We start from the raw sequence: 23017 nt of genomic DNA on the forward strand, positions 1-23017 counted from the left end.
ATGCACGTAAGGTATATATAAAGTATAGATGCTAAGTTACACTAAGTTTTTATATAAGTCATCTAGGATGCATTGCGCCACCGTTTCTGGGGTTCCATTATTTAAAACTTGTACTTGTCGGAATGTTGCATACAGTGCTGCTCGTTCATTGTACAATTGTTGTAATCGTTCTATGCCACCAGAAGAGAGAACGCGGCCTGTTGTATCCAGTTCTTCTAAGGGACGATAAATTTCGTAGATACGTCCATTTTGCCGTAGAGGAGCAAAGTTTTCTGGTATGGTAACAGCACCGCCACCTGTAGAGATGAGGAGACCTGTTTGTTTGCCTACATCGGAAATAATCTTTGCTTCTATAGTGCGGAATGCAGGCTCACCGTGAGTCAAAATATAATCGCTTATGGAACCGACTTCCTCTGTAATACGATTGTCTATGTCTACTAGTGTTCGCCCTGTTAGCTTTGCTAAAGCTTCGCCAATGGTACTCTTACCAGCTCCAGGCATACCGATTAAGACGATGTTTTCTTGAGCTTGTCGAAACTGTTTGTATAGATCTACAAGGATACTTTCATCATAGGTACGACCTAAAAATAGAGCGCTAGCCGCAATGGCTTGGGCTAATAAGAAGATGAGGCCATTCACATGGGGGATACCCAATGTTTCTGCTTCTAATACAATCCCTGTGCGATGGGGATTGTACACCAAGTCGATAACGCCTTCTAAGTGAGTGAAAGGAGCTAATCGAATGCTTTGGTCAGGACACTGAGGATACATACCAACTGGAGTACAGTTGATAATTATCTGTGCCCGTTCATAAAATTGTGCAATGTGTTCATATGTAGGAAACCGATGACGGCTGATATGGGTAATAGAGGCAGCGCCTAATCTTTCCAATGCCACATGCACTGTATTGGACGAGGCTCCATCACCTAAAATTAAACAATGTTTATGTATTACTTCTATACCAGACCAATCTAAGGTAGCTAGGAAGCCATCATAGTCCGTATTGGTCCCATACCAAGAACCATCTGCTTGGCGCACCATAGTGTTGACACAACCAATTGCTTCTGCGATATCACTGATGTGATGACAAGCCTGTAAGGCATTGATTTTATAGGGAATAGTAATATTTAAGCCTTGTAAGTCAGAACGATTAAAAAAATCTTGTAGTTGGTCTGGTTCCATTTCAAATATGTCATAGGATGTATTTCCTAAGGCTTTATGAATCATGGGGGAGTAGGTATGGACAAGGGTACGACCTAATAATCCAAACATTTACACCTCCAATGTACGATGACTGAAATGACGGAATGCATGTGGATCATGCTCTATTACAAAATCTAAGAGTACAAGAGACGTTAAGGCTTCTACCACAGGTACGGCACGTAGCGCTACGCAAGGATCATGACGGCCTTTAATCTGCAACACTTCAGGGCTATGCGTACTTAGTGAGACGGAAGATTGCTCATGGTAGATGGATGGCGTAGGTTTAATACCAACCTGCATGACGAGAGGCATACCATTAGTAATACCACCTTGGATACCACCGCTGTTATTTTTCTCTGTACGAATCCCGTCGTCAGTGATGATAAACGGATCATTTTGCTCACTGCCACGAGAGGTGCAACCAGGGAAACCAGACCCGAAGGAGATGCCTTTCACTGCGGGCATACCAAAGAGTGTAGCCCCTAAGCGATTTTCTATGCCGTCATAATTAGGATTCCCCATGCCAACAGGTAAACCGGTAGCAAATACTTCAACGATACCGCCAGTGGAATCGCCAGATGTTTTTAACTCCAATACAAGTTGCTCTGCTGCATGGCGTTGTACACGATCTAGCATAGGAATGACTTCTGTGCTGATACTAGCGAGTTTATCCATAGGGGGATTGGCATAATCGATAGGTATATCTTGGACAGTGCCCACTTGTGCTAAGTGAGCTCGTACGTGAATGCCAATGGATTCTAATAGTTGTATAGCAATGCCACCAGCTACACATACAGGGGCTGTAATGCGAGCAGAAAAATGGCCGCCCCCACGCATATCTACATATTCGCCATAGCGCATGCGCGCTGTGTAATCTGCATGGGAAGGGCGTGGCACATCTCGCAAATTATCGTAATCACCACTTTGTTGTGATGTATTTTGAATGGTGAAAGCCAAAGGAGATCCACTCAGTCTGCCTTGTACGATACCCGCTTGAAACTGAGGGATATCTGCTTCTTTTCGTTGAGTTTGTAATTGATGTTGACCGGGAGCCCGTCGTTTTAGGAATGTTTGCAAGGCTTCTAGGTTGACAGGAAATCCGCAAGGAAGTCCGTCCACAACTCCGCCAATAGCTTGACCGTGAGAAGCTCCAAAGGTGGAAACTTTTACAGTACGACCGAAATAGGATGCCATAATTACTCCTTACTTGTGTGATAGATATAGTGTAATGATTAACCTTTACATACTAATAGATACGAATACTACTGTTAGAAGATACATCGTTTGTTATAGGATAGCAACTCATCTACGACCCTTATACGCTATGTGTGTCTCCGCCCAATTGTTTCCAATCTGTAAAGAAATGGGGATACGATTTACTGATGGCTTCGCTATCTTTTAGAATCATAGGGGATGTAGCGATGAGGGCGTTTAATGCACCAGCCATGACGAGGCGATGGTCGTTCACACAGTCTACGGTGCCCCCTGTAAGAGTACCTGTTCCTCTGATGTGCAGATTATCTCCCTCGATGCGAACTGTACCACCAGAATCACGGACTAATTGTGCCACCGCTTCTAAACGATCTGATTCTTTTAATCGAAGTCGAGCCCCATTGATGAAAGATGATTCGCCTTTTATGGAGCAAGCTAAGCTAGATAGGATAGGTAATAAATCTGGCATTTGTTCTAAATTTACATGGATTGGTTGATGCGCTTTGCCCGTAATTGTGACTGTAGAATCATTCCACGTGTAAGTGACACCAGCACTTTCTAAAATGGAAAGAATCCGTTTATCTGCTTGTACAGAATCAGGACGTAAACCAGTGACAGAGATAGATTGACCTGTCATAGCGGCTGCTACCAACCAAATGGCGCCATTAGACCAATCTCCCTCAATCGGGTAGTGCTCATTGCCGTGAAAGTGTTGGTTCTCTTCGATAGTGAAACTTGGATGGCCGTCTTCAGTTAATGTTTCTGTAACATGCACACCAAAGTCTTTCATCGTTTCTATCGTTAATGTCACATAGTCTTTCGATTGTAAGGGACTCGTGCAATTCACGGTGGTATGTCCTAGTTGTGGTGCTGCCAGAAGAAGACTAGAGAAGAATTGAGAACTTACGGACCCCGTCATGGAGAAGATGCCACCTTGTAATCGTCCTGTCATAGTGAAAGGTGGGACCTCTTGCGAAAAGGATACGCCATGGTCTTTCATTTCACTGAGCAATGGTTCTAAAGGTCGTTCTGGTAGACGCCCTTTGGCATCGACCTCCACAGTGTCACAAATAGAAGCGGACACAGGCAAGAGTAAACGCAAGGTTGTACCTGATTCGTGAGGTAATACTTGTCCTATAGAAGGGGAAGGGCCCGGAGTGACATGGGCCACACCATTTTCATAGGTAATTGTTGCACCAAGGGCTCGCAAGGAATCCATGGTAGCATCAATGTCCTTGGAAGAGTGGGAGATTAAAATTGAGCTAGGACTCGTGGCAAGGGCCGCTGAGATAAGTGCCCGATGGGCGTGGGCCTTAGCTGGTATGGATGGGATTGTGCCACATAAGGGCACATTAGAAACATGTTGCATAGGAATCCTTTCTGTTATGGTTGTGCTGTCACCTTGAGGTGATGATTACAAGATAACGATAAAAGGTAAGTATAATTTGTTTGATATATCATACATAGTAATTCTAGAATGGGAGTATATCAAAATAGTTTAATTATGTATTCTAATAATAAAACATTGAGTACTATACTTACATATGGCAGTAGGTAGCAAGTTCTTGGAAGGTAACTTGTTTTAGTACCGACGTGCCATACCCTGTAGGAACCACGATGGTAATGGAAGAGCCAGAGGCTTTTTTGTCATGACTAGCTTCTTCTAAGATAAGATCTTTTGAAATCGTCGTTGTGGTGGGTAATTCATGGGCTATTAGTAGTTGTTTAATACAAGAAATGATGGTAGGATCTAGCTCTTCGTTGGCTACAGCGCCTTTTGCCATGATGAGGAGTCCCAAAGCAACGGCATTGCCATGAGGAATGGTGAAAGCACTACCGTGCTCGATACCATGTCCAAAGGTATGACCTAAGTTCAACGTCGCACGAAGGCTGCTTTCTTTTTCATCTACTTCCACTACATGAGCTTTGATGCGTACACATTGAGCGATGATAGTATCTACATCTTCCGGATGTTGTAAGAGAGGGCGTTCTTGAAGTTGATCTAGTAACTCTGGATGACCTAAGAAACCATATTTGATGATTTCTCCACATCCGTTAATCCATTCCTCTTTAGGTAAGGTAGAAAGTGTTTCAGGATCGCAGAGAACGAGGATAGGTTGTTTAAAAGCACCCCATAAATTCTTACCACACTCTAGGTTCACAGCTGTTTTACCACCTACAGAGGAGTCCACAGCAGCCAATAGTGACGTAGGTACTTGTACATAATCGATGCCTCGTAAGAAGGTGGCAGCAGCAAATCCAGCTAGGTCGCCGACGACGCCACCACCTAAAGCAATGATTAGGTCTTTTCGAGTCAATTTTGCATTTCCTAATGTTTCTATTAGATCCATGAGGCGATGGCCGTTCTTTTCACTTTCACCATGAGGGAACGTATAGGCGTGAACGGTGTAGCCTGCTGTTTCTAGAGATTTAGAAACTGTAGATGCATAGAGAGGGCCCACATTGTCATCGGTGACAATCATGACAGAGCAAGTAGGTTTGATAGCGTGTAAGTACTCACCAATGCGAGGTAAGCTATGTCGCTCGATGATCACATCGTAAGCAGTGGAGGCTTGAATATGAATCGTATCCATAGGAGTGACCTATTTATGACCTAATGCGTCACGAAGTGTGAACACTTGGTTTGCCAAAGTAGCGAATTGCTCTGGGTGTAAGGATTGCGGACCATCGCATAATGCTTTTTCTGGATTGTTGTGAACTTCAATCATTAAACCATCAGCACCGCCACCAACAGAGGCTAGGGAAAGGGATGGAACCACACGGCTCATACCTGCTGCATGGCTTGGGTCCATAATGATTGGCAAGTGGGATAACTCATGCATCATTGGAATCGCAGTTACATCTAACGTATTACGAGTGCGGGTTTCGAATGTACGAATACCACGCTCGCAAAGAACGATTTGTTCGTTACCTTCGCTCATGATGTATTCTGCAGCCATTAACCATTCTTCGTAAGTTGCACATAGACCACGTTTTAATAAGATTGGTTTTCTTAATTTGCCGACTTCTTTTAACAGGTTGAAGTTTTGCATATTACGGGCACCGATTTGCAACATATCTACATTGTCGAAGTATTCCAATTGGGAGATATCCATCACTTCAGATACGATCGGTAGACCAGTTTCCTTTTTTGCCTCTTCTAGTAAGGCTAAACCACTTGGTCCCATGCCTTGGAAAGAGTAGGGAGACGTACGAGGTTTGAAAGCACCACCACGAAGAATACCAGCACCAGCTGCTTTCACAGCTCTCGCTACTTCGATGACTTGTTCTGGTGTTTCTACAGAGCAAGGACCTGCAATAATAGCGAAGTGACCGCCACCAATTTTAGCATTCCCTACAGTAACCACAGTATCTTGTGGGTGGAACTTACGATTTGCTTTTTTGAAAGGCTCTTGGATACGCATCACTTTTTCAACGTATGGAAGAGATTCAATAGTACGCAAGTCGACACGAGATGTATCACCGATCAAACCGATGATATCTTGTTGTTCTCCATGGACAGGATGTAATGTAACGCCAGTGGCCTCTAATTGTTGTCGTAGTTCTGCAATTTGTGCTTCAGTTGCTGTAGTGTGTAATCGAATAATCATAATGTCCTCCTAAATTAAATCTTGTGTATGTAGGTATTTGTGAGTGGTGGTATAGGAAGATGTATAAAAAGGGCTACCCGCCTATACCTAGTACGGGTAGCCCTTACCACTATTTAAAGCCACTCAGTGATGATACCTAAATTAGCGTAGCTCAAATAGTTCTTTACCCGTAGTTTGGATAAAGAACCAAAAAAATGTATTTGCATTTGTTGTAGCTAAATTGGCTTGCTTCATCATTGTAGTGACTCCTTTCTTTCAATAATTGCGTTTAGTATACTCCATTCATTTAAGTTTGGCAAGAAAAAAATTCAAATTGGGCTCAAAATTGGGTTTAAAATTGGGCTCAAATGCAAAAAATGATTTCTCAACAACGGTGAGGATCCAGTCATATGCTTCTTTTTGGAAGGTATCGCTACGCACTGTTTTTCAATGTCAAGCTTTATGATAATTTTATCAACTATAACTGACTGGCATAATAATGCTTTACTATATAAAATATGCATAATAGAGTACTTACAGGCATATAAGTATGTACGAAGTACAAATAACAATGTATAATGATGGTAGTTTATTGATACTTATTATTGATTGTGGAGGTTCTTATGAAAATTACACGTCATATATCAGCTGTAATGGCTGCATTAGTACTAACAGGAATGTCTTATTCTGTAATGGCTACAGATATTACTAAGTATAGTGATAAAGCAGAAAACTTAATTGGTTTATCGATGGGCTCTCAAAAGCAAACGGAACCTGAGATTAAGCATATAGAAGACACGTTAACCGTCAATGTACATGGTAAAAGCTTGATGGATACAGGTAAATCTAAAAATGTAACAGGGATTTATACTGTATTTGGATCGCAATTGAACATAGATAAAGATCTCATTGTACGATTAAAAAATGATGCACCAGCAGATAAAAAAGAATTGGGACATTATTATATGAGTGCTGTCTATGCTGGTCTTGGTGGTAAGGTGCCACATCATAACGATAATCCTGACAGAGACTATGGTGATAGCAATATTCATGTGAAAGGCAATGTAGATATTGACGCTGTGGGAGTAGGATTGCAAGCGAATCACCGAGGTCATATTATCGTTGATGGCGGTGGTCACATTATAACGTATCCTCTTACAACGTCAGACACCTATTCTGTTGTGGCAGAAGAGGGCGATGTATATGTGAATGCAGGTGTCGATGGTAAACACCCAGGTACGAAGGATTTAGTAGCTGTTGGTAACGTAGGGTTAATTAATAAAGATTATGGTGAGAATCCAAATCTTAATGAAGCGCCAGCAAATATTGGACTAGCTTTTACAACCTCCAACTCTAGCCTTACTGGTGCTGTGTTAAATGAATATGCTGAAAGTAATAAAAATCCGCATAATTCTGGTGCCGATATCTATTTACAAAATGGTGCTACTTGGAATAATGAATGGATTGGTAAGGAACGACCTACACCAAGAAAACCACGCCCATCAGGAGATGATGCAGCATACTTATATAAAGGCAGTAAAGTTCGTAATCTTGTAGGTGGTGCAAATCCAACTGCAGCAGGTATGATTCATCCTATCGATGCACGTCCTATTACGATTCAAAACTACACTGGTTTTGTAAATTCTGATTATAAAACAGGTGTACCAGCAAGTGAAGCTAATAATGGTAAAATTATTATTGAACATGCTACTGATCATAGTCACATCACTGTACAAGGTGATAGTGCTAAGAATTTGACTGACGATGCAAGTTATCGTGTAGAAATGAAATCGTTAGCCAATAAATTACAATATACGGGAAATGATAAGAAGCTAGCTGCTGCTGTTCAAGTTAATGAAGGTATTACAAGACCGGCTGCTATGACTGAACTTGGTACAAATGCATTCGATGCACAAGGTAATCTTGTTGTTGCTGATACTGTGATGGTAACACATGCTAGTGAATCTTCCTTGGTTAGTGGTGCGAAATCTGCTCTTGTATCTACAGCGATAGCTTGGCACAATACTACGAACGATTTACAACGTCGTTTAGGGGATCTTCGTTTGACTAATACAAACCAAGGTGTATGGGCTAAATACATCGGCGGCAGATCTAACATGACAAATGGTGCCGATACTCATATGACATATAATGGTGTACAAGTTGGTTATGATCATAAGGTATTCAATGGTTGGACTCTTGGTGGAGCTCTAGATTACAGTACCTCTAGCAATTCCTATGCCGTTGGCAACGGAGACAGCAAAATTGCTAGTATTGGGTTATATGGTACAAACCAACATGATGATGGACGTTACTTAGATATCATTGCTCGTGGAAGCCGCTTGTCCAATACCTACAAACTTCACTCACTAGGGGGACATCAATTGAATGGGGATTATCATACATTTGGTACTTCTTTCAGTGCTGAATACGGTAAACGCATTAAGAAACAAAATGGTTTCTACATGGATCCTAGTGTAGAATTCATTGTAGGTCGTTTGAATGGCGTATCCTATGATGCTAATCTTGTTGGTGGTGGCTCTATGCATGTGAAAGCTGATGCTGTTAATTCTGCTGTAGGTAGATTGGGATTTGGTATTGGCAGAGAAACACAAACATCCAACATTTTTGCAAAACTTGCATTGGCTCATGAATTCTCTGGTAAAATGAATACAACATATTCAGCGCCAGGTAATCCAACAGTACATACAGAACTTGATTTGAAAGATACATGGCTTGATGCTGAAGTTGGGGGCTCCTGGAGCATTAGTCCAAGTACATACGTATATGGTACATTTACTAAAAACTTTGGTGCTACTATAGATAATACATGGCGTATTGATGCGGGAGTACGACATAACTTTTAATTAAATCTTGCACTAATAGTCCTTATAGCGTATGCTGTAAGGGCTATTAGTATGTAAGGAGTATAGTATGGTAAAAGTTTTATTTATCTGTCATGGAAATATTTGTCGTTCTACGATGGCAGAGTTTTATATGAAGCATATCGTTAACAAGCAAGGTTTAACCGATTCTATTTATATTGAGTCCGCTGCTACATCTCGTGAGGAGATAGGAAATGATACCCATTATGGAACTAAGCAAAAATTAGATGAAATGGATATCCCCTATACTCGTCGTAAGGCCCGTCAAGTAACGATGGATGATTACCGTAACTTTGATTACCTCATTATAATGGATGAAAATAATGCACGAAACTTACGTCTAATTATTGATGATGTTGACCATAAGGTGTATAAGGCTATGACCTTTGTTGGAGAAAGTCGAGATGTAAAAGACCCGTGGTATACGGGGAATTTTGACGAAACTTATGATGATATAAGTCGTAGCTGTGATGCCTTATTAGAGTTGATCAAAGAGCAATTATAAGAAAAGGATATAATGTAATAAGCCCCCAGTGTTATCTGAATTAGATATAACATTGGGGATTTTTATAGAAATTCAAATTGGGCTCAAAATTGGGCTCAAATGCAAAAAATGGATCCTCAACAATGTTGAAAATCCAGTCATACCAATGGTGCGCCTAGCAGGAATCGAACCTGCGCACCCGGTTCCGGAGACCGGCGCTCTATCCCCTGAGCTATAGGCGCTTGTATACCGTTAAAGTATACCATGAAATAATAGGTAGGACAATAGGGGAAAGAATAACTCAAAGAAGAGCATCTCGAATATCAAGTGTATATTTTGTAATAATATATTGAAACAAATAGTACCTTATCATGCTTTCATATACAAGGACAGCTTACTTGTGTTATAATGTACTAATTCGCATGATACATATACAAGATTTTAAAGGAGGACCCTTTTATATATGCAAATTAAATTTGAAGACTTACACATTAGCGAACCCATTTTACGAGCTTTAAACGACATGGGCTTTGAAGAACCAACACCGATTCAACGTGAAGCCATTCCAGCGGCAAAGTCTGGTCAAGATATGATTGGTCAAGCACAAACTGGTACTGGTAAAACAGCTGCTTTCGGTATCCCAGCGTTAGAGCAAGTGGATCCAACAATCCAAGATCCACAAGTATTGATTCTTTCACCCACACGTGAGTTAGCAATCCAAGTGGCAGAAGAATTAAATAAAATGGCGCAACATACTAACATTCAAGCCTTACCAATCTATGGTGGACAAGATATTGGACGTCAATTCCGTATGTTGAAAAAACATCCACAGGTGATTGTAGCGACACCTGGTCGTTTGATGGACCACATGGAGCGAAAATCTATTTCTTTTGACCATGTAAAAGTTGTCATTTTAGATGAAGCGGATGAAATGTTAAACATGGGCTTCGTAGATGATATCAATAAAATTTTGACAGCTGTTCCAGAAGAGCGTCAAACATTATTGTTCTCTGCTACTATGCCAAAAGCAATTCAAGAGTTGGCAGAAACATACTTAACAGAGCCAACATTAATCCGTATGAAACCAACCCAAGTGACAATGGATTTAATCGAGCAATATTACATTGAAGTGCAAGATCGTCAAAAATTTGATGTATTATGTCGATTGTTAGACATTCAAGCTCCTGAATTAGCGATTGTGTTCGGCCGTACAAAACGCCGTGTAGACGAAGTAACAGAAGCGTTAAAAAAACGTGGTTACATGGCAGAAGGCATTCATGGTGACTTGTCTCAACAAAAACGTGACTCTGTGATTCGTCAATTTCGTGAAGGTACAATTGATATTTTAGTAGCCACAGATGTAGCGGCTCGTGGATTAGATATTAGTGGTGTCACTCATGTATATAACTATGACTTGCCACAAGATCCTGAAAGCTATGTACACCGTGTAGGTCGTACAGGCCGTGCTGGTAAAGCCGGTGTAGCGATGACATTTGTTATCCCTCGTGAGATTGAACATTTACACGCCATTGAACGTTTGACAAAACGTAAGATTGCTCGCCGTAAAGCTCCATCCTTAGGAGAAGTATTGGAAGGACAACAAAAAATTGCAGTAGAAAAATTAATTGCTTTAGCAGATAATCGTGAAGAATTAGCAAGCTACCGTTCTAGTGCAGAAGAATTGTTGAATGATATCGATTCTGTTACATTGTTAGCAGCGGCGCTGAAATTATTGACAAAAGAGCCGGACACAACGCCTGTTAGCATTACAGAAGAAGCGCCGCTTCGAGTACGCCGTCGTCGTGATAGTGGACGTAGAGATGGTCGTCGCCGTGATGATCGTCGCAGAGATGGTCGCCGTCGTGATGACCGCCGTGATGGAGATAGAAGACGTTCTAGTCGTGATCGTAACCAACGTTCCAACGGTGGAGAACGCCGCTCTCGTGATGGACAAAGACAACAAAAACCAAAGCATCAAGGTAGCGGATTCAAACCATATTTTAAAGATTAATTTGGTCAAGTGACAATAAATAAAATTAATTAATTCTGATTATTGTTTGGGAATGAACTTTCTGATATAATATAGATAGAGTAATAGTGTTTTAATCTCACAGTTTAGCTTCCAAGTGGAAAGGATGTGCTCTATGGATATTGCACAAAAATTGCGAGAAGAAGGTTATAAAGTAACGCCTCAGCGTATTGCAATTTATAATGTTCTTTATGCAGAAAACAACCATCCCACTGCGGAAATGATCTACCAAAGTTTGCGGGAAGACCATCCAAGTATGAGCTTGGCGACTGTATATAAAACGATGGAGATTTTTGAACGCATTGGTATAGTTCGTGTCTTGGACTTGGGTGATGATTGTAGCCGATATGATTGGGATACAAGAAATCATCCGCATGTACGTTGTACAATGTGCAATCGTATCAATGATTTACATGATGTACAAGTAAATTGTCTAAGAGAAGAAGTGGCTCGCCACAGTGAATATGAAATTACGGGACTTCATGTGTCTTTTGAAGGCATTTGTCCAGAATGTTTGCGTAAAAGCTCACATTAATTAGTAATGGAAACCATCTAGTCTTAGATTAGAAACAGCTCAATAAGGGATAATTGCTTATGATAAACAATTATCCCTTATTTTTGTGTCTGTCTATATAAGTTTTATCAGCTCATGATATACTTACTAGTAGAATGGTGTATCATAAAGATAAAATCAGGTTGGTGTACTAGTACACGAAATGCTTTATAGAGATGGAATGCAATAAGAACACATTTTACAATATGGTAGAGATTTAGAGTTACTTATATAGAATATAAGAAATAAGGAGTTACACATGAGTCAATTAACAATTGGATGTCATTTATCCATTAGCAAAGGCTATTTACATATGGGGAAGGAAGCATTGTCCATTGGGGCCAACACATTTCAATACTTTACGAGAAATCCACGTGGTGGAAAAGCTCGTGCCTTTGACGAAGCAGATATGAAAGCCTTAGATGCATTCTTAAAAGAATATCAATTTGGTAAACTATTAGGACATGCACCATATACTCTAAATGCTTGCGCCGCAGATCCAGGACTTCGTGAGTTTGCGAAAATTTCTATGCGTGAAGATTTAGAGCGCTTGGAATATTTGCCAGGTCATTTATATAACTTTCACCCTGGGAGCCATGTGAAACAAGGCGTAGATCAAGGCATCGAATATATTGTGGACATGCTGAATGAAGTGATTTTCCCAGGTATGAAAACTACCGTTTTATTAGAAGCCATGGCAGGGAAAGGTACGGAAGTAGGTCGCAATTTTGAAGAATTAGCACGTATCATTGATGGAGTAAAACACAAAGAATATATTGGCATTTGTGTGGATACTTGCCATATTCATGAAGGTGGTTACGATATCATTGAAAATTTAGATGGTGTCTTGGAGGAGTTTGATCATTTTGTAGGGCTAGATCGAATCCATGCGGTGCATTTGAATGATTCCAAGAATCCTAGAGGAGCTCATAAAGATCGTCACGAAAAAATTGGAGAAGGGCATATTGGTATCGAGGCCATTGCTAATTTCATCACGCATCCTAAATTACGTCATCTACCATTCTATTTAGAAACACCAAATGAACTAGATGGATATGCGAAAGAAATTTCTATCTTACGGGAGATTTATGCAAACGAGGTGTAAGTATGCGCATACTACATACAGCAGACTGGCATTTGGGACGACTATTTTATAATGAACATTTAACAACAGACCAAGCCCATGTGCTGGAACACCAATTCTTTCCTTTGTTGAAAGAGGAAAAGATTGATCTAGTAGTACTCAGTGGGGATGTCTTTGACCGATCAGTGCCACCTATTGAGGCCATCGAGCTGTGGGATTCTGTACTCCATCGATTGGCTTTTACGGAAAAAATTCCTATGGTGGCCATTTCGGGGAATCACGATAGCGGACCTCGCTTAGCGATGGGGCATAGCGCTTGGGAGACGCATGGTATCCATTTGCTTGGGCATGCCCATCAAGGGATGCAACCAATCCCATTCCAAGATAGACATGGTCCAATTGATGTGTGGGCATTACCCTATGGGGAAGTTCGAGACATGCAGACTGAGCTGAATCAATTAGGAATTGTTGATGAAAATATAAACCCTGAAATGAATGTCGGATCTCGTAAGACTTCTAAGAAACGTCGAGGTCAATGTGAATCAGCAGATTTATTTGCCTCTTTAAATGATGAAAGTATCACGAATCTAGACAATTCTTCTTATAAAGATAATACCGATAATTCTAGCATCGATACCGTGGAAAATGATATACGCATAGATACAAACAAATACAACATGACCATTGCAGATGCGTACCAACAGTGGTCTTCCTATGCGATGCGTCGTTCTAAAGGTCACCGTACTTTGTGTATGGCTCATGCTTTTGTAGCAGGTGGTGCTGAAAGTGAATCGGAAAGGCCTCTCTTGGTAGGTGGTTCTGGACAAGTGCCGACTACGGTGTTTAAAGACTTTCACTATACGGCACTGGGGCATTTGCATAAACCGCAACGAATTGGGGCGGACCATATTCGTTACAGCGGTTCTTTGCTAACCTATTCTTTTGACGAGGTGGGGTATAGTAAAAGTTTCACTATTGTTGATATGGATGGCAAAGGTTCTACAACTATCTGTGAAATTCCTATTGTAGGGCGCCGTCAATTTGTAAGCCTTACTGGTTATTTTGATGACTTACTAGCTAATGAAAGTCTCCATACACAGCATCATAATGATTATGTGGAAGTACGATTGTTAGATACGGCACCTGTAGTGGATGGGGTGCGGCGCTTGCGAAAAGTATTTCCTTACTGTATGCGATTAGAATTGGTAGGTCGTATGGAAGTGGTGCAAGATACGACGGGAGCTAAACGATTTAAGGAATTAAATGAGCGAGATTTATTTGCCCAATTTGCCAAGGAAGCTCGCAATGAAGAACTTTCAGAGGAAGAGTTAGCATATATGGAGACGTTGTGGCATCGCGTGTTAAGGGAGGATGAAGCATGAGACCCTTACGATTAGAAATGACTGCCTTCGGGCCATACCCAAAAGAAGTAATCTTAGATTTTGCTATTCTTGCAAATCAATCGATGTTTCTGATTACAGGACCTACAGGATCAGGAAAAACAAGTATATTAGATGCCATTGTGTATGCTTTATATGGTCAAACCAGTGGTGGTCTTCGCGATGGATCTGATATGCGTAGTGATTATGCAGACGCTACCACACCTACATCAGTGATATTTGAGTTTCAGGTAGGCGACCATCGGTATCGAATGGAACGAACTCCAAAACAAGAATTACAGAAAAAACGTGGCACTGGTACAAGAACGGTATTAGCAACTGCTTCTATCAGTGAATGGATTGATGATGAATGGAAATTACTCACTACGAAAGCCCAAGAAATTCGTGACTATGTACAACAGATCATTGGATTTCGGGTGGATCAATTTTTGCAAGTTGTCTTGCTCCCCCAAGGTGATTTTAGAAAACTATTAGTAGCTCCCACATCAGAACGGGAAGTATTGTTACATACGATTTTTAAAACTTCTGTGTATAAACGCATGCAAGACCTACTGAAAGAGGAATTGGCCGAGTCTACCGTAGGGATTCAAGATACATTACAAAAGGTTGAGTTTTTATTGAGTACCTACACAGTAGATACCTTACAGGACTTAGTGGCATTGATGGAAGAAGAGCGTAAGTGCTTAATTGAACGTGAAGGGGAGCGCAAGGAGAAGCAACACCAATATGAATCATTGCAAGCGACCTATGTAAAGCATGAAAATTACGCCAATTTATTAGCGCGCAAGGAGCAGTATAGTAAGGCTTTAGCTAGTCATAAAGAGGGGGAAAAAGAACATATTGCATTAGGGGAAGCGATTGACCGTTGGGAACGGTTGGAAAAAATTCGTATTCCTCTGAATCAATATGAGAAGTTACAAGTTAGTTTCAATACAAATAAAGAAAAGCTGGACATATTAGAAACATCTTTGCAATCTGTAGCTATATTGTTACAAAGTTTGGATTGTAAGCATGATCAGTTAGAAATGCAAGCGGACACGTATGCAAAGCAACAAGAGCAATATCACCAATTACAAGCGTTGCAACAAGAAGTGGAACGGCATGGTGAACTCTTGGAGAAACGGACTGCATTAGATATGGACCAATCGCAAAAGGTACAGCAACAAAGTGAAGTACAGGAGACATTGGCAACAAGTCAAACTAATATAGAAATACAGCGCCAGTCCTTAGGAGAAATAAATCTTAAGTTACAAAGTTATTCTTTCTTAAGTGAGGAAAAATTATGTACTAGTGAACTGCGGAGTTGGTGGGATTCCTTAAAGGGGACTGTTAACAAACTCCAAACTGCTTGGGATGCTAGAAATCTCCATAGTCAACAGTTAGACAAAGCACATCACGTGTGTAAGACTCGTGAAGGGTTGTATCATCATAATGAGCAATTATTACGACAACACCAAGCTTATGAAGTGAGTTTGCAAGTAGAAGATGATGCGCCGTGTCCTGTGTGTGGTTCCTTAGAACATCCACAACTAGCACAAGCCCCGTCGGAAGACATTGTTAGAGAAACGGTAGACCGACTTCGGCAAGAGTTCCAAGCTAGTCAAACACAGGTGGCAACGATAGAAACTAAGCTAGCTCACAGTGATGAAGAAGTAAAACGGTATGATAAGGAATGGAATCGTCTGTGTGAGATGTATCCAAAAGTAACAGAAGAGATACAAAGAATATCCTTAGTAAATCTTGGAAAGATGTTACAAAAGTGTTCAGACACGGTAAGCATAAAACCAGTATTAGATCGTATCCAAAGTTGGCAGGACATAGTCGATGAAACAGAAATAGACCGAGTATTTAAAGAGATACAAAAAGAGTTAGTGAATTCAGAAAAGGATAAAATAGAGTTAGAAACAAAACTTAGTACATTGCAAACAGCATTGCAAGCAGAAGAAGCTAACTTTCATGGCAAACAACTGGAACTGACAACCTTAGTAGGTCAAATGGAGACGATAAATCAAGATGTTCTGCACTTAACATCAGAAATACATCGTATTGAAAAGAGTATAGCTCCTTTTACGGTGGATACGTACATGATGGAGATGGCAGGGCTAGCAGATTCATTGAAACAGTATGAAGCGGACCGTAAAGCGTTAGAAGAAGAGCGACAAATGAGTCAAGCAAAACAGGTTGAACTCACCGCAGAAGTAGGCGCTCTAGAAGAGCAACAAGTGCGCATATCACAGGATATAGAAAGTTTCGGCAAGGATATTCAACAAGTGTTAGCAGCAGAATCTCTTACCATCGATACATTTAAACAGGAATCTCATGCATTTGATGAATTGCCAGTATGGAAAGAAACCTTTAGTGCCTATCACAATGAATCGTTGAGGTTGACTTCTCTCTTAGAAGGAGTGCAACAGGACTTGGCATCCTATGTTACAGTACCTGAAAAGATTCCGAAGGAGTTGGTGGAATCATTGCAACAAGAATTGAAAAATCTAGGGGAAGTTATTGGTACCTTGAAATCACAAGTGACTGCCAAGGAAAAAACTATTCAAGAGATTTCCAAGTTAGAAGCGGATACCAAAGAGTTGTCGGACCGTCGGACCTTTATCTTTGGATTAGCAGACTTGGCTAATGGTGGGGATACGGGCATGAAAGGTGTGAGCTTTGAACGGTATGTGCTAGGTGCTATCCTAGAAGAAGTATTGAGTGCGGCGAACTTACGGCTTCATGATATGAGCCGTGGTCGCTATCGCTTGGAACGGTCCTTAGAAGAAGGTGGTCGTGGCGCACGAGGACTAGACATTGCAGTCTTTGATGCCTATACGGGGGCAAGCCGTCCTGCCAATACTCTGTCCGGGGGAGAAACTTTCTTGGCATCCTTAGGACTTGCTATGGGTTTGGCGGATGTTATCCAATCCTACGCGGGAGGCATTCATCTAGATACTATGTTTATTGATGAAGGCTTTGGTACATTAGACCCAGATACGTTAGATGTGGCTATGGAGACATTGGTGGCATTACAATCTCAAGGTCGATTGGTAGGCATCATATCCCATGTGCCAGAATTACAACAACAAATTGGTGCACACTTGGTGGTGACAAAAACCGATGAGGGAAGCAGTGCTTACTTTAAGGTGCAATGATTGTATTCCCGTAGTACCTATGTTAGAATAATACTGTTATTTACTAGGAATTAAGGAGGAAGTATGAAATTTAGCTTTGCTCATAATAATATTAATGTGAAAGATTTAGATAAGAGTTTATCCTTTTATAAAGAAGCATTAGGATTAGAAGAAGTAGATCATATTGATGGAGAAGATGGAGCTTTCAAAATTGTCTACTTAGGAGATGGTACGAATCCACATCGTTTGGAGTTGACATGGTTGCGCGACTGGGATCGCCCTTATAATTTAGGTGATAATGAATTCCATGTGGCATTCTATGTAGACGATTATGAAGGAGCTTTGGCTAAACATAAGGCTATGAATTGTGTAGTCTATGAAAATGAAGCTATGGGCATTTATTTTATTGCTGATCCAGATGGATATTGGACTGAAATTATCCCAGCAGGAGCCTATTAATATGGAGCATATGTTAACACGCCTACAATGGTTAGTAGGGGAAGAAAAAATTAAAACTTTGCAAGGTAAAAAAGTCCTTCTATTTGGATGTGGCGGTGTTGGCTCTTTTGCATTAGAAGCGTTAGTGCGTTCTGGAGTAGGTCATATTGTCATTGTTGATGGTGACCAAGTGACGGTAAGTAATATCAATCGTCAGCTCATTGCCTTGCCGAACACTGTTGGCCAACGTAAGGTAGAGGTGGCAAAAGAGCGAGCGTTAGCTATTAACCCTAATCTACATATTGAGGCCTATGATATAGTCTATACTGGTGAAAGTCATCCAACTTTCATCACTGATATAGCCCCGGATTTTGTGATTGATGCTATTGATATGGTAAGTGCTAAACTATCCATCATCGAAACGTGTTATAATAGTCATATACCTTGTATATCTTCTATGGGGACGGGCAATAAAATGTGGCCGGACCAATTGAAGATTACAGATATTAGTAAGACCCATACATGCCCATTGGCGAAGGTGATGCGTAAAGAATTACGCCGTCGTGGCATTAAAAAGCAAGCTGTATTATTTTCGACAGAACAACCGATGACACCGAACCGTGATGATGATTCTAGAAGTCCAGGTTCCTGTGGATTTGTTCCTTCTGTAGCAGGATTGCATTTAGCGGGTCACGTGATTAGAACTTTTTTGGAGGTACAATAATGAAAAAAGCAATTATTCATATGGAATACGGTGACATTGTTATCGAATTATTTGAAAACGAAGCTCCTGGTACAGTAGCTAATTTTGTAAAATTGATTAAAGAAGGTTTCTATGACACATTGAAATTCCATCGTGTTATCCCAGGTTTCGTAGCACAAGGTGGCTGCCCAATGGGTACTGGTGTAGGTGGTCCTGGGTATACAATCCCTTGCGAAACTGAAGGTAACCCACACAAACACGTTCGTGGCGCTTTGTCCATGGCACATCGTGGACCTAACACGGGTGGTAGCCAATTCTTTATCGTATACGAACCACAACCTCATTTGAATGGAGTTCATACAGTATTCGGTCAAGTTATCGAAGGTATGGATGTAGTCGATAAAATCCAACAAGGCGACCGTATGCAAACTGTTGAGGTCGTAGAGGACTAATGGCAGGTATTAAACGCTATCGCTTAGAACATCCAGAATGGTTGCAAGTGAAAATGAAGGGGAACTTTTCTTTTGGTTATGACCAAGAATGGTATGAAGATGCTTGGAAACGGCTAGCAGGTTGTGGACCAACGACGGCAACACAAGTGATTTCTTATGTACTATTTCGTGATGGTCACCTTTCATTAACAAACTATGCAGATGGAGAACAGGCATTAGTGCGAATGAATCAAGTGTGGGAATACGTGCGACCTCGCTATGGTGGCGGACTCTATAAAAGTACTTGGTGGGAACAAGGTGTGAACCAATATATGGCGGATCATCATTTGTCATATACGGTGAAGCGTTTACCGATTATGCCGTTGAAAGGGAGTCAGTATACCTTAGAAGAGGTGACAGAGTTTATTCAAACTGGATTGGAACAGAATTGCCCGGTAGCATTTTTAAATCGTCATCGTGGACAAGAAGAAGGTCTATCTACTTGGCATTGGGTTCCCATTGTATCTATGCAGATCAATCATGATGATACGCGATGTGTTGTCTATGATGAAGGCATGGAACGAACGTTTTCATTACGCCGTTGGTTACGAGATAATTTACTGGGTGGAGCTTTTTTATACATCCAGTCACAATGTGAGGAGTAAGAAATGACACAATGGATTAAAGAAATGCAATCCCCTCATCTTGCGTTAAGCGCAGAGGTGGATGAAATTTTATATTCTGGAAAATCCGACTTCCAAACCATCGAAGTCGCTCATAGTTTAGAATATGGGAATATGCTTGTTTTGGATGGAGTGTTTCAAACATCGGAACGAGAAGAGTTTGTGTATCACGAGATGATGAGCCATATCCCATTATTCTTGCATCCAAACCCTAAGCATGTATTGATTATCGGTGGCGGTGATGGTGGCGTTGCTAGAGAGTGTGTACGTCATAACTGTGTAGAAACAGTGACAATGGTAGAAATCGATGGTAAAGTAGTGGAATTAGCAAAACAATACTTGCCTTCTATTGCTGATGCTATGATTCGTCAAGACCCTAAATTAACAGTAACGATTGGCGACGGTATTGGGCATGTAGCGGAAAAAGAAAACTTCTATGATGTGATCATTGTAGATTGCTCTGACCCAATTGGCCCTGGTGAAGGTTTATTTACAGAAGAATTTTACAAAAATACACATCGTGCCTTAAAAGAGGATGGTTTATTTGTACAACAAACAGAATCTCCAGTGATGCATCAACAATTAGTATCTGATGTATTCTACTATGTGAATAAACATTTCCCTGTGACTCGTCTATATACAGCGTTTATTCCGTTATATCCAACAGGTATGCATTGCTTTACCATGGGGTCTAAAAAACACGATCCATTGACGTGGGAATCAAATCGAGAACTTGATTTTACAACTAAATACTATAACTATGGCATCCAAAAATCTGCATTCGTATTGCCAAACTTTGTGAAACAATATTTACAAGCAAGAATCGCAGAGTAGTCTATATACTCAGGAGTGCTATAGATAGGTAATGTTAAACTAGCACTTTCCTGATGAAAGTGCTAGTTTTTTATAACAAGAATCTTCTATTGGATAGTCAATATTTTGTGATAAATGATATTGAAATTCCTAGTGAAAAGGTATACAATAAGAACAATATTATATTTATAATGAAAGATATATAATACACTCGTATTCATGTGAATTAACAAAAGGGGAGACTTATAATGAAACAATATGATTTATTAGTCATCGGCTTTGGTAAAGCTGGTAAAACATTAGCTGCTACATTTGGCAAAGAAGGAAAACAAGTTGCTTTAATTGAACAAGATCCAGCTATGTATGGTGGCACATGTATCAATATCGGATGTATTCCTACTAAAACTATGATTGTAGGTGCAGATAAAGGTAAAAGCTACGAAGCAGCGAAGGCAACTCGTGATACAGTAGTAAGCAAATTAAATGCGAAAAACTTAAACATGTTAACATCCAATCCGAATGTTACAGTGTATACTGGTCATGGTCAATTTACTTCCAATAAAGAAGTAAAAGTAACAACAGCAGATGGCGTGGAAACGTTGACAGCTGAAACTATCATTATCAATACTGGTGCTACTAATGTAGTACTTCCAATCCCAGGTCTATCTACATCTAAATTTGTATATAACAGCACTGAGTTGCAAGCCCTTCCAACATTGCCAAAACGTTTAGGTATTATTGGTTGTGGTAACATCGGTATTGAGTTCGCTAATCTATATGCGCATTTAGGTGCTGAGGTAACTGCTTTTGAAAGTGGTGACAGAATCTTAAAACGTGAAGATGCAGATGTAGCTGCGTTAGCGCAACAATATTTAGAAGAAGATGGTATTCACTTCCATTTCAATGCTGTTACAAAAGAAATTAAAAACGTAGGTGATACTGTAGTGGTAGTGACTGAAAGTGGAGAAGAATTCGTTTTCGATGCTTTGCTACATGCGACAGGTCGTAAAGCAAATACAGAAGGTCTTGGCTTAGAACATACAGATATTGAGGTTCGCCCTAATGGATCTATCGTAACAGATGATACATTGATGACGACTGTTCCTAATGTATTTGCTGTAGGCGATGTGAATGGTGGTCCACAATTTACTTATGTATCCCTTGACGACTTCCGCATTGTAAATCGTGTATTGCACGGAGATGAAAGCTACAAATTAGAAAACCGTACGCATGTACCGTATTCTACTTTCATTACACCTGCCTTATCCCATGTAGGTTTACATGAAGAAGAAGCAAAAGAACAATACTCAAATGCAGTGACAGCTGCATTACCAGTAAACAATATGCCTCGCCATGCGGTAAACCAAGACCCACGTGGTATATTTAAATTAACTGTTAACAAAGATACTGGTCTAATCCTAGGTGCTACTTTATTTGGTAAAAACTCTGAAGAGTTAATTAATATCATTAAAATGGCGATGGACAACGATATTAAGTATACATACTTACGTGACCAAATCTTTACACATCCAACAATGGCTGAAAACTTAAATGATTTAGCTAAGCTAATTTAAGTTAAAATAGGATACTATAACTAGAGGCATGTAGGGGAGACCTTATGTGCCTCTAGTTTTATAGTGATACAAAAGAATTATAGGAAAGTATAAAGAGAAAATGGTGAAATTTAAGAATATAGATAGGAAATGGGTAGAAGCAAAATAGGATATTGGCATACGTCCAGCGTGAAAAGAGGAGACTCAATATACTAAAGAAAAAAGAACAAAGAAGCTATGAATATGAGGTATAAAAGAAGAGTTAGAACGAGGTGATTAAAATAAAAAAGGGTTTACAAGATATAGATTGTTTGTTATACTATAAAAACATCAGCGATAGCTCACTGGATGAATCAAGTGTTCATAGTGAGATAGTGCAACAGTTAAAAAAGTTTTTAAAAAGTGGTTGACACAAAAAACTTTAACTGATATACTAAATATCGTTGTAAGGCACGAAAGTGCTAAACAGAATAAATATCCTGTGGTGGGTATGGTGAAGCGGTTAACACGGCGGATTGTGGCTCCGTTATGCATGGGTTCGATCCCCATTACTCACCCCACAACACAGGGGTGTAGCCAAGCGGTAAGGCATCGGACTTTGACTCCGACATGCGATGGTTCGATCCCATCCACCCCTGCCATTTTATGACCCACTAGCTCAGTTGGCAGAGCACCTGACTTTTAATCAGGGTGTCCCGCGTTCGAGTCGCGGGTGGGTCACCATTTACTGCTTTATGTAGTATGAGGATATATGATTTTTGAAAACTGAACAATGTAAGGTAATTACTTCGAAAGAAGTAAACATAAGCCAGAGTGCGGGTTTCACAAAGTTGA

Annotated in this window: 18 protein-coding genes and 4 tRNA genes; 16 read left to right on the top strand and 6 right to left on the bottom strand. The window is 40.4% G+C overall.

Features of this window, described 5'->3' with window-relative positions:
- Positions 1 to 36 precede the first annotated feature (36 nt).
- The 5 genes from EO115_RS06465 to aroF all read right to left on the bottom strand — a co-directional run bounded on the left by EO115_RS06465 (position 37) and on the right by aroF (position 6026).
- Positions 37 to 1272: a shikimate kinase gene (locus EO115_RS06465; RefSeq protein ID WP_126938144.1), complete on the bottom strand. Its 1236-nt coding sequence runs from the start codon at positions 1270 to 1272 to the stop codon at positions 37 to 39.
- Positions 1273 to 2397 (bottom strand): chorismate synthase, encoded by a 1125-nt coding sequence (gene aroC / locus EO115_RS06470; protein WP_126938145.1) that lies wholly within the window; start codon positions 2395 to 2397, stop codon positions 1273 to 1275.
- A 121-nt stretch (positions 2398 to 2518) separates the two neighbouring features.
- The gene (gene aroA, locus EO115_RS06475) at positions 2519 to 3784 is read right to left on the bottom strand and encodes a 3-phosphoshikimate 1-carboxyvinyltransferase (RefSeq protein ID WP_126938146.1); all 1266 of its coding nucleotides are present in this window, start codon (positions 3782 to 3784) and stop codon (positions 2519 to 2521) included.
- Positions 3785 to 3953: 169 nt separating this feature from the next.
- Positions 3954 to 5009: a 3-dehydroquinate synthase gene (gene aroB / locus EO115_RS06480; protein ID WP_126938147.1), complete on the bottom strand. Its 1056-nt coding sequence runs from the start codon at positions 5007 to 5009 to the stop codon at positions 3954 to 3956.
- Between the two features lie 9 nt (positions 5010 to 5018).
- Positions 5019 to 6026 carry a 3-deoxy-7-phosphoheptulonate synthase gene (aroF, locus tag EO115_RS06485; RefSeq protein ID WP_126938148.1) on the bottom strand — a complete coding sequence of 336 codons (1008 nt, stop codon included), beginning with the start codon at positions 6024 to 6026 and terminating at the stop codon, positions 5019 to 5021.
- A gap of 602 nt (positions 6027 to 6628) precedes the next feature.
- Between aroF and EO115_RS06490 the strand changes: the two genes are divergently transcribed.
- Together EO115_RS06490 and EO115_RS06495 are read left to right on the top strand one after the other, a co-directional pair.
- Positions 6629 to 8872 (top strand): autotransporter outer membrane beta-barrel domain-containing protein, encoded by a 2244-nt coding sequence (locus tag EO115_RS06490; protein ID WP_126938149.1) that lies wholly within the window; start codon positions 6629 to 6631, stop codon positions 8870 to 8872.
- Positions 8873 to 8939: 67 nt separating this feature from the next.
- The gene (locus EO115_RS06495; RefSeq protein ID WP_126938150.1) at positions 8940 to 9395 is read left to right on the top strand and encodes a low molecular weight protein-tyrosine-phosphatase; all 456 of its coding nucleotides are present in this window, start codon (positions 8940 to 8942) and stop codon (positions 9393 to 9395) included.
- Between the two features lie 146 nt (positions 9396 to 9541).
- Here EO115_RS06495 and EO115_RS06500 read toward each other — a convergent pair.
- A tRNA-Arg gene (locus EO115_RS06500) sits at positions 9542 to 9616 on the bottom strand.
- A gap of 221 nt (positions 9617 to 9837) precedes the next feature.
- On the opposite strand from EO115_RS06500, the gene EO115_RS06505 reads away from it, so the two are divergent.
- The 14 genes from EO115_RS06505 to EO115_RS06570 all read left to right on the top strand — a co-directional run bounded on the left by EO115_RS06505 (position 9838) and on the right by EO115_RS06570 (position 22906).
- Positions 9838 to 11385, top strand: a complete 1548-nt coding sequence (locus EO115_RS06505; protein ID WP_126938151.1) for a DEAD/DEAH box helicase — start codon at positions 9838 to 9840, stop codon at positions 11383 to 11385.
- 133 nt (positions 11386 to 11518) lie between these two features.
- Positions 11519 to 11938 carry a Fur family transcriptional regulator gene (locus EO115_RS06510; protein ID WP_062401787.1) on the top strand — a complete coding sequence of 140 codons (420 nt, stop codon included), beginning with the start codon at positions 11519 to 11521 and terminating at the stop codon, positions 11936 to 11938.
- Between the two features lie 277 nt (positions 11939 to 12215).
- Positions 12216 to 13061, top strand: coding sequence for a deoxyribonuclease IV (locus EO115_RS06515; protein ID WP_126938152.1), 846 nt, complete (start codon positions 12216 to 12218; stop codon positions 13059 to 13061).
- A 2-nt stretch (positions 13062 to 13063) separates the two neighbouring features.
- On the top strand, positions 13064 to 14422 hold the full coding sequence (locus EO115_RS06520) for an exonuclease SbcCD subunit D (protein WP_126938153.1): 1359 nt from the start codon (positions 13064 to 13066) through the stop codon (positions 14420 to 14422).
- Positions 14419 to 17583 (top strand): AAA family ATPase, encoded by a 3165-nt coding sequence (locus EO115_RS06525; protein WP_126938154.1) that lies wholly within the window; start codon positions 14419 to 14421, stop codon positions 17581 to 17583. The genes EO115_RS06520 and EO115_RS06525 overlap by 4 nt, the downstream gene beginning before the upstream one ends.
- Positions 17584 to 17646: 63 nt before the next feature.
- On the top strand, positions 17647 to 18021 hold the full coding sequence (locus EO115_RS06530; RefSeq protein ID WP_126938155.1) for a VOC family protein: 375 nt from the start codon (positions 17647 to 17649) through the stop codon (positions 18019 to 18021).
- 1 nt (position 18022) lies between these two features.
- Positions 18023 to 18724 carry a ThiF family adenylyltransferase gene (locus EO115_RS06535; RefSeq protein ID WP_126938156.1) on the top strand — a complete coding sequence of 234 codons (702 nt, stop codon included), beginning with the start codon at positions 18023 to 18025 and terminating at the stop codon, positions 18722 to 18724.
- Positions 18724 to 19155: a peptidylprolyl isomerase gene (locus tag EO115_RS06540; protein ID WP_126938157.1), complete on the top strand. Its 432-nt coding sequence runs from the start codon at positions 18724 to 18726 to the stop codon at positions 19153 to 19155. Before EO115_RS06535 ends, EO115_RS06540 begins: the two co-directional genes overlap by 1 nt.
- On the top strand, positions 19155 to 19799 hold the full coding sequence (locus EO115_RS06545; RefSeq protein WP_126938158.1) for a hypothetical protein: 645 nt from the start codon (positions 19155 to 19157) through the stop codon (positions 19797 to 19799). Before EO115_RS06540 ends, EO115_RS06545 begins: the two co-directional genes overlap by 1 nt.
- A gap of 3 nt (positions 19800 to 19802) precedes the next feature.
- Complete coding sequence (speE, locus tag EO115_RS06550) at positions 19803 to 20651, top strand: polyamine aminopropyltransferase (RefSeq protein WP_126938159.1); 849 nt, start codon at positions 19803 to 19805, stop codon at positions 20649 to 20651.
- Between the two features lie 227 nt (positions 20652 to 20878).
- A complete protein-coding gene (locus tag EO115_RS06555; protein WP_126938160.1) occupies positions 20879 to 22204 on the top strand; it encodes an FAD-containing oxidoreductase in 1326 nt (441 codons plus the stop codon).
- Between the two features lie 463 nt (positions 22205 to 22667).
- Positions 22668 to 22743, top strand: a tRNA-His gene (locus EO115_RS06560).
- 6 nt (positions 22744 to 22749) lie between these two features.
- Positions 22750 to 22824 (top strand) — tRNA-Gln (locus EO115_RS06565).
- 6 nt (positions 22825 to 22830) lie between these two features.
- Positions 22831 to 22906 (top strand) — tRNA-Lys (locus tag EO115_RS06570).
- The last annotated feature ends 111 nt before the right edge of the window (positions 22907 to 23017 follow it).

The organism is Veillonella sp. CHU740, from assembly GCF_003992055.1.
GTDB lineage: Bacteria > Bacillota > Negativicutes > Veillonellales > Veillonellaceae > F0422.

Excerpts from the sequence above, each read along its gene's own strand:
- EO115_RS06530 (WP_126938155.1), top strand. The coding sequence starts at position 17,647 with ATGAAATTTAGCTTTGCTCATAATAATATTAATGTGAAAGATTTAGAT.
- aroF (WP_126938148.1), bottom strand. The coding sequence starts at position 6,026 with ATGATTATTCGATTACACACTACAGCAACTGAAGCACAAATTGCAGAA.
- aroB (WP_126938147.1), bottom strand. The coding sequence starts at position 5,009 with ATGGATACGATTCATATTCAAGCCTCCACTGCTTACGATGTGATCATC.
- speE (WP_126938159.1), top strand. The coding sequence starts at position 19,803 with ATGACACAATGGATTAAAGAAATGCAATCCCCTCATCTTGCGTTAAGC.
- EO115_RS06515 (WP_126938152.1), top strand. The coding sequence starts at position 12,216 with ATGAGTCAATTAACAATTGGATGTCATTTATCCATTAGCAAAGGCTAT.
- EO115_RS06495 (WP_126938150.1), top strand. The coding sequence starts at position 8,940 with ATGGTAAAAGTTTTATTTATCTGTCATGGAAATATTTGTCGTTCTACG.
- EO115_RS06490 (WP_126938149.1), top strand. The coding sequence starts at position 6,629 with ATGAAAATTACACGTCATATATCAGCTGTAATGGCTGCATTAGTACTA.
- aroA (WP_126938146.1), bottom strand. The coding sequence starts at position 3,784 with ATGCAACATGTTTCTAATGTGCCCTTATGTGGCACAATCCCATCCATA.
- EO115_RS06555 (WP_126938160.1), top strand. The coding sequence starts at position 20,879 with ATGAAACAATATGATTTATTAGTCATCGGCTTTGGTAAAGCTGGTAAA.
- EO115_RS06465 (WP_126938144.1), bottom strand. The coding sequence starts at position 1,272 with ATGTTTGGATTATTAGGTCGTACCCTTGTCCATACCTACTCCCCCATG.
- EO115_RS06525 (WP_126938154.1), top strand. The coding sequence starts at position 14,419 with ATGAGACCCTTACGATTAGAAATGACTGCCTTCGGGCCATACCCAAAA.
- EO115_RS06535 (WP_126938156.1), top strand. The coding sequence starts at position 18,023 with ATGGAGCATATGTTAACACGCCTACAATGGTTAGTAGGGGAAGAAAAA.
- EO115_RS06510 (WP_062401787.1), top strand. The coding sequence starts at position 11,519 with ATGGATATTGCACAAAAATTGCGAGAAGAAGGTTATAAAGTAACGCCT.
- EO115_RS06520 (WP_126938153.1), top strand. The coding sequence starts at position 13,064 with ATGCGCATACTACATACAGCAGACTGGCATTTGGGACGACTATTTTAT.
- aroC (WP_126938145.1), bottom strand. The coding sequence starts at position 2,397 with ATGGCATCCTATTTCGGTCGTACTGTAAAAGTTTCCACCTTTGGAGCT.
- EO115_RS06540 (WP_126938157.1), top strand. The coding sequence starts at position 18,724 with ATGAAAAAAGCAATTATTCATATGGAATACGGTGACATTGTTATCGAA.
- EO115_RS06505 (WP_126938151.1), top strand. The coding sequence starts at position 9,838 with ATGCAAATTAAATTTGAAGACTTACACATTAGCGAACCCATTTTACGA.
- EO115_RS06545 (WP_126938158.1), top strand. The coding sequence starts at position 19,155 with ATGGCAGGTATTAAACGCTATCGCTTAGAACATCCAGAATGGTTGCAA.